This window comes from Microbacterium sp. Leaf320 (assembly GCF_001423485.1).
Taxonomy (GTDB): domain Bacteria; phylum Actinomycetota; class Actinomycetes; order Actinomycetales; family Microbacteriaceae; genus Microbacterium.
Window position 1 is genome coordinate 310,923 of the sequence record NZ_LMOD01000002.1, and the last position, 13,485, is coordinate 324,407.

Genomic DNA, 13,485 nt, shown 5'->3' on the forward strand with positions numbered 1-13,485 from the left:
CGTCGGGCGAGGCACAGCGTCGACAGTTCACTTCGCACTCCCCGTGCGTTCACCTCGGACGCCTATCTTGAGTGCGGTCGCGCGAACGCGGCTAAGAATCAGACAGATCGTTGTACGTAAACCACAACATCGCGGTAAAGTCGGATCAGACATACCTCGATGACGAGAAAGGCGACCATGGTCGACATCCGAAAGAAGCGCTGGTCTCTCCTGGGAATCGCTGCGGTGGCGGCCGTGACCCTGACCGGCTGCGCAGGCGGCAGCACCGAGTCCGACGGCGGTTCGAGCGACGGCGGGTCGGATGCGACCCTCATCGTCTACACGAACTCGAACAGCGACGGCCGTGGCGAGTGGATCACCGAGAAGGCCGCGGATGCCGGTATCGACATCGAGATCGTGGGTCTCGGCGGCGCCGACCTCACCAACCGCATCATCGCCGAGAAGAACAACCCCGTCGGCGACGTGGTGTTCGGTCTGAACAACATGTTCTTCGAGCAGCTCAAGGCCGAAGAGGCGATCACCGCCTACGAGCCCGAGTGGAGCGGAGAGGTTCCCGCCGACGCGGGCGACCCGGCCGACGGCGCCTTCTGGCCACTCGTCGAGCAGGCCATCGTCACGGTCTACGACGAGAACACCATCACCGACGCCCCCTCCGACGAGGAGGACCTCTGGACCGAGGAGTACGCGGGCCGCTACGAGGTCAACCCGGCTCTCGGCCAGGCCACCCCGCAGCTCGTGCTCGCCAGCATCCTGTCGCGTCACCTCGACGAAGACGGCGACCTCGGCGTCAGCGACGAGGGCTGGGACCTGGTGAAGTCGTACTACGCCAACGGATCGCCTGCCGTCGAGGGCACCGACCTCTACGCCCGCATCACGCGTGGCGAGATCGACTACGGCGTGCTGCCCTCGAGCGGCATCGCGGCGCGCGATGAGGAGTACGGCACGAAGACCGGCATGATCGTGCCCGACTACGGCGTGCCGTATGTCACCGAGCAGATCGCGCAGATCAACGGCACCGGCAACGAGGAGAAGGCCCAGGAGTTCATCGACTGGTTCGGCAGCGCCGAGGTGCAGGGCGAGTTCGCGGCCGAGTTCAACTCGATGCCCGTCAACGAGGGTGCGGTCGAGCAGGCCAACCCCGAGGTCGTCGAGCTCATGGGCACCCTCGACCGTCAGGACATCGACTTCGGCTTCGTGAGCGAGAACCTCGGTGCCTGGGTCGAGAAGGTCACGCTCGAGTACATCGGCTGATCTCGCACGACACCACCCCTCCTCTCGCACTAGCCGGAAAGACACCATGATCCGTTTCGAAGATGTCGAGGTCGCGTTCGGCGATCACCGCGCGGTCTCGCACCTCGATCTGGAGATCCAGGAGGGTGAGTTCTTCACCCTCCTGGGTCCGTCCGGATGCGGCAAGACCACCGCCCTGCGGGCACTCGCCGGGTTCGTCGAGCCGACCGGCGGGCGCATCCTGATCGACGGACGCGATGTCACGCGTGTGCCGAGCGAGAAGCGCGGCGTGGGCATGGTGTTCCAGAACTACGCACTGTTCCCCAGCATGAACGTGCGCGAGAACATCGCGTTCGGGCTCTCCATTCAGAAGACGTCGAAGGCCGAGCAGCGCCGCCGCGTCGACGAGATCGCCGACCGCACCGGCCTCGCGCTCTCACAGCTCGAGAAGAACGTGTCGGAGCTCTCTGGAGGGCAGCAGCAGCGCGTGGCGATCGCCCGCGCTCTCGCGCTGACCCCCAGCATCCTGCTGCTCGACGAGCCGCTGTCGAACCTCGACGCGAAGCTGCGCGTGCAGCTGCGTGAGCAGTTGAAAGACCTGCAGCACGAGGTCGGCGTGACCACGGTCTACGTCACGCACGATCAAGAAGAGGCGCTCACCCTCAGCGACCGCATCGCCGTGCTCGATGCCGGCACGCTGCAGCAGGTCGGCACTCCTGAAGAGATCTACGACCGCAGTGCGACGCCGTTCGTCTGCCGGTTCATCGGCGAGAACAACCGTCTCAGCCCGGCGCAGATAACGAGCCTCGGCGGCGGACTGGATGCCACGGCCGAGAGCTACGTGCGGCCTGAGAAGCTTCACCTCGCCGAAGCCGGCGAGGTCTCGACAGCATCCGCCTCGCTCGATGGCACCATCGTCGACCGCACGTATCACGGCAGTCACAGCGTCTACACGGTGACGGCAGAAGATGCCGCGCTGCGCGTGAGCGTTCCGGCTGCGGCGAGCGCACGCCAGTGGAACCCGGGCGACGCCGTTCGGGTCGACGTGGATCCTCGCTGGATCCTGCAGTACCCGGCGGCGTGACATGTCGGATCAGACTCCCCAGAACTCTCAGAACCACACAGACCCCGCGGTCCCGCCGTCAGCGGCCGTGACCGGAGAAGCCGGCTCCTTGACGACACAGGCTGTCGTCGAGGGTCAGACGGCGGGACCGCGGCTCCGCAAGAGAGGGCGACCGGGCAGCGTTAAGGCGATGCTGCGCTCGCCGCTCGCGTGGATCACGGGCATCATCGTGATCTGGTTCGCTGCGGCGTTCCTCGTGCTTCCCAACGCCGCCCTGCTCGGGGTCACGTTCTTCCCCGACGGGCAGTTCAGCATCCGTGCGGTCGAGAAGCTGTTCGGCAGCGAGCGTGCGCTGAAGACCCTCGGCAACAGCTTCCTGCTCGCGGTCACGCTGTCGATCACGGTCAACGTGGTCGGTGTCTTCATCGTGCTGGTGACGAAGTACTTCCAGGTGCGCGGAGCGAAGATCCTCTGGCTCGGCTATGCCACGACCCTGATCTACGGCGGCATCGTGCTGGCCGCCGGTTACAACTTCATCTACGGCCGGTTCGGGTTCTTCACGAACATGATGGTCAACTGGTGGCCCGACATGGACCGCGACTGGTTCTCGGGATACTTCGCGGTCGTCTTCGTGATGACGTTCGCGACCACCACGAACCACATGCTGTTCCTCTCGTCATCCCTCGGCAAGGTCGACTACGCGTCGATCGAGGCGGCGAAGCTCATGGGCGCATCGACGTGGACGATCCTCCGCCGCATCGTGCTGCCGGTGATGAAGCCGATGCTGTTCGCCGTCACCGTGCTGACGTTCCTGATCGGGCTCGGGGCGCTGACAGCTCCGCTCGTGCTCGGCGGGCCCGACTTCCAGACCGTCGCGCCGCTGATCATCGACCTCTCGCGCAGCCCCATCACGCGTGACATCGCCGCGCTGCTGGCGATCGTGCTCGGCATCGCGACGATCATCCTGCTCGCGATCATGAACCGCTTCGAGAAGTCAGGCGTGTACTTCTCGGTCGCGAAGGTGGCGACCCCGATCCAGAAGCAGAAGATCCGCAACCCGTTCGCGAACGTCGTCGTGCACGTCATCGCGTACCTGCTGTGGGTGATCTACCTGATCCCGGTCGTGCTGATCGTGATCTTCTCGTTCGTCGATGCGCGCAGCATCCTCGCCGGGTCGATCACCCTCGACAGCTTCACGCTCGACAACTACATCACCGTGTTCTCGAGCGCCGAGGCGATCCGTCCGTTCATCGTCAGCGTCGTCTACAGCGCCGTCGCATCGCTCGTCGTGGTCGGCGGTCTGCTGTTCGTGGCGCGCATGCTGCAGAAGCACCGCAACCTGCTGACCACCGCGATCGAGTACGTGCTGCACATCCCGTGGATCCTGCCGATCGTGCTGATCGCGCTCGCCCTGGTGACCGCGTTCGATGAGCCGCGGGCGATCGTGGGCGGCTTCGTGCTCACCGGCACGCCGATCCTGCTGCTCATCGCGTACATCTGCGTGAAGATCCCGTTCACGCTGCGCCTGCTCAAGGCCGGGTTCGCGTCGGTGCCCGATTCGCTCGAAGACGCCTCGCGCATCCTCGGAGCGAAGTCGCTGACGACGTTCCGCAAGGTGCTGGTTCCGCTGGTGCTGCCGACGGCTGCGGCGATCACGGCGCTGAACTTCAACAGCCTGCTCGACGACTACGACGCGGCGATCTTCCTCTATCACCCGCTGTTCAAGCCGCTCGGTGTGGCGATTCAAGAGAGCACGCGCGGCGAGAACAATCTCGATGCGATGCCGATCACGTTCGTCTACACAGTGCTGCTGATGATCATCATGGGTGTCACCATGTATCTCGTGTATGGACGAGGTTCGCGCGCCGGAGCGCCCCGCAAGGCCAAGAAGGCTCGCGCGTGAGTTCGTCGGAGCCTGGCGGGCCGGGGCTGCGTGTCACGGTCAGCGATGTGGCGGCGGCCGCCGGGGTCTCCCGTGCCACCGCGACCAGGGCGCTGAAGGGCGAGGGGCGATTCGCGCCCGAAACCCAGGAGCGGATCCTCGCCGAGGCCGAGCGCCTCGGATACGTGCGCAACACGATGGCCGCCGAGCTCGCCGCCGGCCGCACGGGAACCGTCGGACTGATGCTGCGCGACGCGAGCAACCCGGCCTACGGTCTGCTGTTCTCGCGGCTGCAGGATGAGGCGCACCGGCGTGGCCTCGACCTCGTGACCGTGACGATCGGCGCCGACGTGCAGGGAGCCGAGCAGGTCAACGCCCTGCACCGGCTGCTCGGAATGCGCGTCGCCGGACTCATCGTCGCGACCGGTGGCATCACGGCCGCGCAGCTCGAGCCGTTCGCCGATCAGGTGCCCATCGTGCGCGCGGGGCGGGTCGAGACGGCCGAGGGGATCCATACGGCGCACTACGACGATCCCTCGCATGGAGAGTTGCTGGCTTCGCACGTTCTGTCGCTGGGGCACCGGCGTGTGGTTGTGCTCTCCGGCGCGGAGGACGTCTCGTTCGCTGAGCATCTGCGGGCTTCGGCAATGTCGTCGACTCTGGTGGACGGCGGGGCGTCGGTGATTCTGGTGTCTGCGGGGGCTGCGCCGACCGATGGAGTGGATGAGGCGCTGGATGCCGTGCGCGATGGGGCCACGGCTGTGATGTGCGCGTCGGACTATCGGCAGCTCGCGGTCATGCGGGCGTTGCGTGCTGCGGGGTTGTCTGCGCCCGGGGATGTGAGCGTGACGGGGTGCGATGGCATCCTTCCCGGAGCCGACCTGCTGGGGCTGACGACGCTGCGGATTCCGGTCGAGGCCGTTGCGGCCGCGGCTGTAGAGACGATGCAGCGGTTGCTTTCGGGATCGGATGCTGAGTCGGATTCTTCGGAAACCGTGCGACAGCCCTTCGTCGGAACTCTCGTGCCCGGGTCGACCGCCGCCGCCGTCTGACTTCTGTCCTGTACTTGTTCGTCGTCTCACTGGAAGAGAAATGATCCTCACCGAGCACTCTCGCCCATCGCACACCTTCGTGCACATCTCCGATACGCACCTTCCCGGTGAACGCGCGCCGCTGTATGGCAGCGGGGCGGATGCCGATGCGAACCTTGCGTCTGTGCTCGCCCGGTTGGTGTCTTCCGGGCTTCGCCCTGACGCGCTGCTGTTCACGGGGGATCTCGCGGATCGGGGTGATGCGTCGTCGTATCGGCGCTTGCAGGAGTTGGTGGTGCCTGCGGTTGAGGCGTTGGGGTGCGAGGTCGTGTGGGCCATGGGCAACCACGATGAGCGTGGGGCGATGCGGGCGGAGTTGGGGCTCTCGGGGGGCGCTTCGGATGCTGTGGTCGAGGTGCGGTGGTTCGGCGGGATGCGGGTGATCGTGCTGGATTCGACGGTTCCCGGGCAGCACTGGGGTCGGGTCGATGAGGCGCAGCTGTCATGGTTGGCGGCTGAGCTGGCCACGCCCGCGCCGGAAGGTTCGCTGCTGCTGATCCATCACCCGCCACTGCCGACGGTGCTCGACCTCGCGGTGACCGTTGAGCTGCGTGAGCAGGCGGCGCTGGCTGCGGTACTGGCCGGGTCCGATGTGCGGGGGATCCTGTCGGGCCACGTGCATCACCCGTCGTTCGGGACGTTCGCGGGGATTCCGGTGGCGGCCGCGTCATCGAGCGCGTATGGGCAGGATCTGGCTCAGCCGGTTGGCGCTACCCGTGGGCAGGATGCAGCGCAGGGGTACAACCTCGTGCACGTGTACGACGGAACGATCGTGCACTCGGTCGTCGGGCTTGAAGTTGGGGCGGATGTCGGGGAGCCGGTTGCAGCGGAGGAAGCGGGGAGACGGATCGCTGGGCGTGGGATCAGCTGGCGCGAGCGGGTCTAGTCCACCCCGTTCGTTGAGCGAGCGAAGCGAGACGAAACGCGGCAATCAGTCCACGATGCCCGCTTCGCGCAGTGCCGCGCGAAGCTCCGCGACTCCTGTGAAGTGATGTGTCGGCATCCCGATCGCCTCCGCCCCGACGAGCTTGCCGACAGAGTCGTCGGTGAAGAAGACCTCGTGCGGCGCGAGCTGCATCGCATCGAGCACGTGCTGGAACGCTCGCACGTCAGGCTTCGTCCACCCGATCTCAGCGGAGTTGAAGACAGCCTCGAAGTGAGAGCCGAGGTTGATCGAATCGACCTCGTCCGGAATCGTGTCGGTCCCGTTGGGCAGGATCGCGGTGCGGATGCCGTTCGCTCGCAGTCCATCGACAAGGTCCAGCACCTCCTCGTCGACGCGGAAGGGCTGACTCCCCCATCCATCGGCAGCCTCAGCGTTGCCGAGCTCTTCGCCGATCCGCTCAACCCACTCGCGGCGGGAGATGCGGCCGGTCGTCACCTGTTCGAGATGGTGTGGAGCGAAGGCAATGGCTTCGATCGAACCGGGTTCGAGTTCGTACGCTCTCTCAATGCTCGCGACGTTCTCGGGGTCGAAGTGACGGACGACGCCATCGAGGTCGAGGAGCACAGCGCGGATGGGAGGCACCGGAACAGGCTACCGGGGTAGACAGTCACCGACCGTCGTAGGCCATGATCAGAGCATGGAAGCTTCGACGATTCTCCCGAGGACCCTGATCGACATCTCGCGCCGCTACGACATCCCGGTCGCGAACATCCGGGTTGCTCTGAGGTCGAAGTATCCCGAGCTTCGCAAGATGCCCGGGTCGCTTGAGCTGAGTGACGATCATGTCGCCCATATCCTGGCTAGCTTCCCGACCGAAACCGCGCGCCATCTTGAAGCCATTTCGACGCCTGCACTTCTCCGGCAATATGCGGACATCATCGCCGAACTGCGGGCTCGCGGCGTCATACGGACGGCCAACGCACCCGTTGGAGACTACGCAGAGCACCTCGCGCAGCAGGTGTACGGCGGGACGCTTGAGAACAACTCGGTGAAGTCACATGACCTGCTGAGCGAAGCCTCTCAGCGCATTCAAGTGAAGGCGCGAGCCGTAGGAAAGGCGAGCAACCGTACGACGAAGTTCTCGACCTTTCGGTCATTCGAATTCGACCTCGCTTGCTTCCTCCTGTTCGATTCCCGTACGTACAACCTCATCTGGGCACGCGAGCTCGCGCCTGACGTCGCGCGCTCACTGGCTCGACACTCAGACCATGTGAACGGGGATCACCTGACCAGGGCCGTCGTCGAGCGTGAAGGTGAAGACGTGACGGCGGACTTTCGACGCGTCCTGGACTTGGCGGGATCGTAGAGGTTCACCCCCGATCAGGGAGGAGTTCGCGTCCGCCGAAGATCGGTACAGCTCTCAGTTCCAAGGCATAAGGCTCAAGATCCTCAGCGGATCGCGCGCCCTGCACATCGGACCCCACATACCAATAAAGGTGCCGGGAACCGTCCTGGCGATGCTGCTGCGCGAGGGCAAGAGCTTCGTTGCGAGTCATCAACCACGCACGATCTGAACTGAGATCGACGAGGACGAGGGTCTCCGCCCGAAGGTCATGTGGAAATGTAAACCCGAGGGACAAGCGCCCCGTACCACCGGCCGGAGTAGGGGTGTACTTCGTTTTTACTTGAACCGTTGTTGCCCGCGTAGCTCCCGGCGCGTACACGACGAGGTCGACCCCGGAGTCGGTCGTAAGGCGTGCCGAATCCAACCCCATCTTGAGCAGCTTGTACTGGGTAAGGAGCTCACCGGCTGCTCCGATGTGCAGAGTACTCAGGGATGACGAGGCACCCAACGCACTCAGTCCTTGTATCGCCGCACGGCGTCCCTGATCGCGTCGGCATGAGCATAGATCTCGTCCAGCTCCTCGAGAGCATGGCGCGTCTCGACCTTCTCTTCGTCGAGCAGGCCGAGGTACTTCTGCTTGCCGTTGAAATGAAGGCGCGCGACCGGCTTGCGGTTGTTGTCGTCGAGAAGGACGGCGAAGTAGCTCTTCGCATCGCGGTGGGTCACTCGCTGTGGCTTCACTTCTCCACAAGCGATGGCCTTCACGATCTGGTAGCCCTCAAGCTCCTCCAGAGTTGTCTCGATCTCTGTATCCCGATCGAGGTCTGCCTCCGCTACCTCGGCGCTGGCGGGTGCTGGCGCCGTCGACGTATGAGTGATCCCGCTGACGCCCAGCGCAGTCTTGAGCCTCTCGTTGACCCGCTCCGTAAGGAACTGCTGACCGGCCTTGCTCACTAGAGTCGTGAACTGCTGACGGACCTTCTGCGTGTAGGAACCGTCGAGCACGCGCGTCGCGAAGAACTTGATCCACTCGTCGGTGGGCTCGCGGAACTGTGCCGCGATCTCGCGCTTGAGCGCTCCGATGTACTTGAGTTCCTCTGCGGCGCTGATGATCGAGTCGAGATCGAAGCTCTCCTTGCTGAGCTTTTGGATCTCGTGGATGAGCGTCTCGTCGATGTCGAGCAGATCAAGGACGAGGAACGGCTTCGCGTCCATGCGGTTCGGAGCATCGAGGTCGGTGTAGAACTGCCAGACCACGCCATTGGTCAAGATCGCGATCCGGGCATTGGTGACAGAGAAGTAGCGGAACAGCTGTGACGCGTGCTCGATCTTGAGCGCACCCATCGACGGCTTGCACTCGATGAGGATCTGCACCTCACCATCACGCATGATGGCGTAGTCGACCTTCTCGCCCTTTTTGGTGCCCACGTCTGCCGTGAACTCCGGGACGACCTCAAGCGGGTCGAACACGTCGTACCCGAGGATGGTCGAGATGAACGGCATCACGAAGGCGTTCTTCGTCGCCTCCTCTGTCCCGATTGCCGTTGCCTGGTTCTTCACCTTGGTCGCCAGTGAATCGAGACGCTCCGAGAACTCCACCGCTACTCCGCTCTTCGTTGAACACGCATTCATCCAGACGATAGCGGAATACCGGGACATCGGGAGGGACGCTGTGCGCCTGGTCAATGCGCCGGCAACCAGAGATAAAAGCGCGCGATGGCGCCGCAGCTCTGTGGGGCGCGACTACCACGGCGCGACCGCACACATCGATGCGGTGAACACGCATCTGTGCGAGTCGCCGACGGCGTGCGATATGCAGACGCTTGCGCGGGTCATGACGCAGGGCAGTCGGCACTTCCGGGCGCAGCAGCCGCGGAGCGCGACGCCCCGGAGGCACCACCTGCAAACCTGAAAATCTCCATCGCGAGGATCGACGAATCCTGCCCCGTCGGCAGATCCGCCCTAGCGATCCCATCTGCGCCACCAGACCGAATCTCATCGCGGCCCGAACCGAAACGGCGCAAAAGAGTGCGACAGGAGATAGCGTGAGAGCGTGACCGATCATTCAGCTAGCTCCTTTATCGCGGGGCTCTCCGCCCGACTGGCAACTCGCATGCGCCACATTTGCGTTTTTCTCGGTGCTGGATCCTCGCGACCGGCGGGCCTCCCGGATATGAACGGGCTGAGCAGCGCCGTGTCGACGACATTAAGAGAACCAGACAGGGCCACGTTTGAGGCAATGGTCGGAGACCACGGTCTGGAAGGCACGCTAACGCGATTGCGACGAATCGCCGCGCTCGTCGAGGGAGATGACGAGATCCAGGGCGTTTCGGGCACGCAAGCAGACCGACTAGATGCGGCGATCTGCTCGGCTATAGTCTCTGCCTTGAGTGCTATCCCAGCAAACACCCGCGCCGCAGACGATTTTGCCGCATGGATCGCCAGAGCAAATTATTCACGCCCCGTCGAAGTCTTTACCGTGAACTACGATCTGATGATCGAAACTGCCCTTGATAAGATCGGTGCGCCATACTTTGACGGATTTATCGGAATGCAACGAGCACGTTTCCGAAGTGATCTCATCGAAGCACGCGAGACAGACGAAAATTATATTCCCGCGTTCTTTGCACGCGTATGGAAGATGCATGGCTCTCTGAACTGGGAAGCGAGCGCCACGGGAGTAGTACGACTCGGCTCCACCGTCAGAGCGGGGCGGTCTGCTGCTATTTACCCATCCGATGCGAAGTACCACGAATCGCGACGGATGCCTTTTGTTGTCCTTCAGGATCGCTTTCGTCGCGCTTTGTACGAAAATGAAACCCTCGCGCTTGTTGCTGGATACTCATGGGGTGATGAGCATCTTAACGAGTACCTATTTGACGCCGCAAGTCGCCGCCAACGCTCCGAGGTTATCGCCTTCAGCCACGGAGAGCTTCCAGTTGAACTGGTAGATTTCGCAAGGCGAACACCGAATCTCCAACTGATCGGTTCAACGGAGGCGGTGATTGGGGGTGTGCGCGGGCGGTGGCAGGAACCGGAGGATACGCAACTCCCTAGTGACGTTTGGGCCGATCAAAAGTTGAAGCTTGGAGATTTCGCCTCACTTGCATCTTTCCTTGCTCGAGCAAGCGGCGCGAGCTCTCCAGACCAGACAGAGGTCGCGGCGGCACCCAACCGTGAAGCCGGCGCAGCGGATGGGGGGGCCTAAGGGTGCGTCACATTTCTTCAACCCGAATTGGGCAGGTCCAGGAAGTTTTGGGCGCTCAGGTGACCGCCGAGTTAGATCCTGAGCTTGCCGGCATCTCACCGGTGCACGAAGGAGAGATCCGAACAATTGGCCAGGTTGGGTCGCTTGTACTCATTCCTCAAGGAATGGTCGATTTGGTTGCTATGGTGGAATCAGTAGGTCTCTCGGAGCTGTCACCTTCAGACCGCATGCCAATTCCGTTTGTCGCTGCGGGACGACGGTGGTTGCGTCTCCAAGTAATCGGCGAGGTTGACCGAGGTACAAGACAGTTCACGCGTGGTATCGCAAACTACCCAGCCCTTGGCGATCAGGTGCACTTGTCAAGCACCGACGACATATCGGCACTATTTCCCCGGTCAGGTGAGTTGCGGATCGAGATTGGCCACCTATCAACCGCGAAGTCAGTCCCGGTCACGCTTGACGTTGGCAAGCTCGTCCTGAGACACAGCGCAGTAGTTGGATCAACTGGGTCAGGAAAGACAAGCGTCGTCGCGGCGTTGCTACAACGATTCTCTAACGCGGACTGGCCCGGAGCGAACGTCATCGTTATTGATAGTCATGGAGAGTATCGGAATACCCTCGATGAGGGCATGTCCGTGCGATCCGTCCTCGGGCGCGACCAGGAGGCTCTGCCGGTTCCGTTCTGGGCCCTGCCTGCCACGGAGATACTCAGGGTATTCTCCGGCGTAACAGCCAGTGCGACGACTCAAAAGTCATTCGCCAACATTGTTGAGGACGAGCGTAGGGAGTTCCTTGCACAGTGTGATTGGCTAGATCTACCGCGAGCTGCCGTGACTGCGGATACTCCGGTGCCATTCGATCTCAATCGAGCCTGGCTGCGACTAGACAGTGAGAATCGGGAAACTCGAACTGACAAGGGCGACCCCCGTACCGCATGCGTGATCTCTGTCGGCGACTCCTCGACGCTCACACCAACGGAATACGAACCGAACGGCCCGGGCTCGACGCCGCCCCATCAGGCAACCACCTACGGTACACACGGCTCAGTTCCGGCTGCACTTCGTTTGGGACTTCTCGACCCGAGACTGGGCTTCATGAGGAGCACCGGGGCAGAGACCAAGCAGGACACGCTCGCCGAAGCGATTCGCGCATGGGTCGGGGGAAGCAGTCCAGTGTCCGTCCTCGACTTCAGTGGTGTGGCAAATCATGTTGCCGAACTCGCGATCAGCGTTGTCCTGAAGCTGCTTTTCGAGACAGCGACGCGGTCTCGCCCAAGCGAGGATAGCGTTGGTAGGTCACGACCAGTCCTGGTTGTAATCGAAGAGGCGCATCGATATCTCGGGAATGATTCTCTCGAGGCAGCAAAGGATGCTGTTAACAGGATTGCTCGCGAAGGACGGAAATATGGAATCGGGCTGATGTTGGTCACTCAACGACCATCCGAACTACCCGATACCACGCTCTCTCAATGCGGCACCCTGATCGCCCTCCGTCTGTCAAACAGCACCGACCAGGGACGAATTCGGCAAGCGCTACCTGACGAAATGAGAAGCACCACAGACGCTCTGTCTTCATTGCGAGTAGGTGAAGCCATCGTTAGCGGCGAAGCGTCGTCTTTCCCCGCACGGGTGATACTGAATACACCAGCCCCTTGGCCCCGCGCCGAGGATCCTGATATCTCATCTTGGCGTTCGGAGAACAGCTTCCCTGATGTTGAGCTCGCCCTCGAACGCTGGCGCGGCATTTACAATGAAGAGAAGAGGAAAGAATGATCGAACTCCTGTGGAGAGATGTTTCATCCTCCCGTATTGTAGCTGAAGCCTACGACCCGGAGACCGAGACAATTTACGTTCGATTTCCGTCCGGGGTCGAGTGGCGCTACGAGGGTTGTCCGCCAGACATATGGGAAGCGTTCAGCAGAGACGGACAGTCACGTGGAGCCTTCATCCATGAGGTACTCAACTACAAAAGCCATGGCAGACACGGATAGCTAAAGCCTAGGCAACCAGAGATCTGATTTCGCTGGGTTCATGAACCCGCGCGCTTGATATTGGCCCAGTCTTCAGCGTCTTTCTTAAGAATTTCCTTTAGGGCTGAGGCGAAGGCTGTGGTTTTTGTTTCACCATCGCCTTCCTCTCCGCTAGCGCTACGCTTCGAGAGCTCGACGTCAAGGCGCAGTGCTTGAAGTTGGCTAAGCACTCCCGAGCGCTGTACCCAGAGTTCGGCGTGATGGAAATGAGCGTTCCAGGCAAGTAGCACGGCTGCCGTTGCTGACGCCGCGGTAGTCATCACAGAAATAACCTCGACCCACAGGTCCGTCGCAAGTGCCGCGCTTACGGCTCCGAAAACGGCGACAAGCCCGCTAAGGGAAGTTGTCCATATCGTCACGAGCGAAGCGCGCCTCTTCACCACCCGTCTCGCTCTCGCGTACTCCGCCTCCCAGCCCTCCAAGTAATGGTCTAGCACCTCCGCGCGCGACAGATCCGCTGCCGGTGGTTCCGGCGATCTCACACCACTGGTGCCGGATTCCTGTTCTTCGCCGCCCTCAACAGCAAGGCCGGTCGCCAGCGTCCAGGCACTCAAGGCTATTACGACGACAGAAAGGATGCTGCCTGCGAGCGGTACTGCTGGAATCGAATCGAGCACAATGAAGAGAATGCTCCCGCCAAGCAGCGTTGCACAAGCGACCAGTGAGCGCCGCCGCAGTAGGCGCTCTTTAGCAACATATGCTGAACGCATCGTGAGTATTGTTGCTGCAAACCACAAGCCTAAAGTCAACC

13 protein-coding genes are annotated in these 13,485 nt (G+C 62.4%); 10 read left to right on the forward strand and 3 right to left on the reverse strand.

What is annotated here, in order from left to right; genetic code table 11:
* Window positions 1-177: 177 nt before the first annotated feature.
* The 5 genes from ASF63_RS06265 to ASF63_RS06285 all read left to right on the forward strand — a co-directional run bounded on the left by ASF63_RS06265 (window position 178) and on the right by ASF63_RS06285 (window position 6,152).
* The gene (locus ASF63_RS06265) at window positions 178-1,251 is read left to right on the forward strand and encodes an extracellular solute-binding protein (RefSeq protein ID WP_056510893.1); all 1,074 of its coding nucleotides are present in this window, start codon (window positions 178-180) and stop codon (window positions 1,249-1,251) included.
* A gap of 46 nt (window positions 1,252-1,297) precedes the next feature.
* Window positions 1,298-2,314 carry an ABC transporter ATP-binding protein gene (locus ASF63_RS06270; protein WP_056510896.1) on the forward strand — a complete coding sequence of 339 codons (1,017 nt, stop codon included), beginning with the start codon at window positions 1,298-1,300 and terminating at the stop codon, window positions 2,312-2,314.
* A gap of 169 nt (window positions 2,315-2,483) precedes the next feature.
* Window positions 2,484-4,196, forward strand: a complete 1,713-nt coding sequence (locus tag ASF63_RS06275) for an ABC transporter permease (protein WP_056512784.1) — start codon at window positions 2,484-2,486, stop codon at window positions 4,194-4,196.
* Complete coding sequence (locus tag ASF63_RS06280; protein ID WP_056510899.1) at window positions 4,193-5,227, forward strand: LacI family DNA-binding transcriptional regulator; 1,035 nt, start codon at window positions 4,193-4,195, stop codon at window positions 5,225-5,227. The genes ASF63_RS06275 and ASF63_RS06280 overlap by 4 nt, the downstream gene beginning before the upstream one ends.
* A gap of 40 nt (window positions 5,228-5,267) precedes the next feature.
* The gene (locus ASF63_RS06285; RefSeq protein WP_056510902.1) at window positions 5,268-6,152 is read left to right on the forward strand and encodes a metallophosphoesterase; all 885 of its coding nucleotides are present in this window, start codon (window positions 5,268-5,270) and stop codon (window positions 6,150-6,152) included.
* Between the two features lie 45 nt (window positions 6,153-6,197).
* On the opposite strand, the gene ASF63_RS06290 is transcribed toward ASF63_RS06285, so the two are convergent.
* Window positions 6,198-6,794: an HAD-IA family hydrolase gene (locus ASF63_RS06290; protein ID WP_235560713.1), complete on the reverse strand. Its 597-nt coding sequence runs from the start codon at window positions 6,792-6,794 to the stop codon at window positions 6,198-6,200.
* Window positions 6,795-6,849: 55 nt separating this feature from the next.
* Between ASF63_RS06290 and ASF63_RS06295 the strand changes: the two genes are divergently transcribed.
* Window positions 6,850-7,518: a hypothetical protein gene (locus ASF63_RS06295; protein ID WP_157534252.1), complete on the forward strand. Its 669-nt coding sequence runs from the start codon at window positions 6,850-6,852 to the stop codon at window positions 7,516-7,518.
* A gap of 492 nt (window positions 7,519-8,010) precedes the next feature.
* Here the strand turns inward: ASF63_RS06295 and ASF63_RS06300 are convergent, their stop codons facing one another.
* Entirely contained in the window at window positions 8,011-9,096 is a 1,086-nt protein-coding gene (locus ASF63_RS06300; RefSeq protein ID WP_056510904.1) for a type I restriction endonuclease, read from the reverse strand.
* Between ASF63_RS06300 and ASF63_RS19215 the strand changes: the two genes are divergently transcribed.
* The 4 genes from ASF63_RS19215 (at window position 8,990) to ASF63_RS19630 (ending at window position 12,695) form a co-directional block, all read left to right on the forward strand.
* Entirely contained in the window at window positions 8,990-9,409 is a 420-nt protein-coding gene (locus tag ASF63_RS19215) for a hypothetical protein (RefSeq protein ID WP_162238873.1), read from the forward strand. The genes ASF63_RS06300 and ASF63_RS19215 overlap by 107 nt on opposite strands.
* Window positions 9,410-9,550: 141 nt before the next feature.
* Entirely contained in the window at window positions 9,551-10,705 is a 1,155-nt protein-coding gene (locus tag ASF63_RS18770; RefSeq protein ID WP_200933977.1) for an SIR2 family protein, read from the forward strand.
* Window positions 10,706-10,764: 59 nt separating this feature from the next.
* Window positions 10,765-12,477: an ATP-binding protein gene (locus ASF63_RS18775; RefSeq protein ID WP_200933978.1), complete on the forward strand. Its 1,713-nt coding sequence runs from the start codon at window positions 10,765-10,767 to the stop codon at window positions 12,475-12,477.
* Window positions 12,474-12,695 carry a KTSC domain-containing protein gene (locus tag ASF63_RS19630; protein ID WP_082477882.1) on the forward strand — a complete coding sequence of 74 codons (222 nt, stop codon included), beginning with the start codon at window positions 12,474-12,476 and terminating at the stop codon, window positions 12,693-12,695. The genes ASF63_RS18775 and ASF63_RS19630 overlap by 4 nt, the downstream gene beginning before the upstream one ends.
* Window positions 12,696-12,733: 38 nt before the next feature.
* Here the strand turns inward: ASF63_RS19630 and ASF63_RS19000 are convergent, their stop codons facing one another.
* Window positions 12,734-13,471, reverse strand: a complete 738-nt coding sequence (locus ASF63_RS19000; protein WP_235560714.1) for an SLATT domain-containing protein — start codon at window positions 13,469-13,471, stop codon at window positions 12,734-12,736.
* Window positions 13,472-13,485: the final 14 nt, after the last annotated feature.

Bases quoted from the DNA above. Each gene is read 5' to 3' on its own strand.
- ASF63_RS19215 (WP_162238873.1), top strand. From the start codon at position 8,990: ATGAACGGCATCACGAAGGCGTTCTTCGTCGCCTCCTCTGTCCCGATT.
- ASF63_RS06275 (WP_056512784.1), top strand. From the start codon at position 2,484: ATGCTGCGCTCGCCGCTCGCGTGGATCACGGGCATCATCGTGATCTGG.
- ASF63_RS06285 (WP_056510902.1), top strand. From the start codon at position 5,268: ATGATCCTCACCGAGCACTCTCGCCCATCGCACACCTTCGTGCACATC.
- ASF63_RS06265 (WP_056510893.1), top strand. From the start codon at position 178: ATGGTCGACATCCGAAAGAAGCGCTGGTCTCTCCTGGGAATCGCTGCG.
- ASF63_RS06295 (WP_157534252.1), top strand. From the start codon at position 6,850: ATGGAAGCTTCGACGATTCTCCCGAGGACCCTGATCGACATCTCGCGC.
- ASF63_RS19630 (WP_082477882.1), top strand. From the start codon at position 12,474: ATGATCGAACTCCTGTGGAGAGATGTTTCATCCTCCCGTATTGTAGCT.
- ASF63_RS06270 (WP_056510896.1), top strand. From the start codon at position 1,298: ATGATCCGTTTCGAAGATGTCGAGGTCGCGTTCGGCGATCACCGCGCG.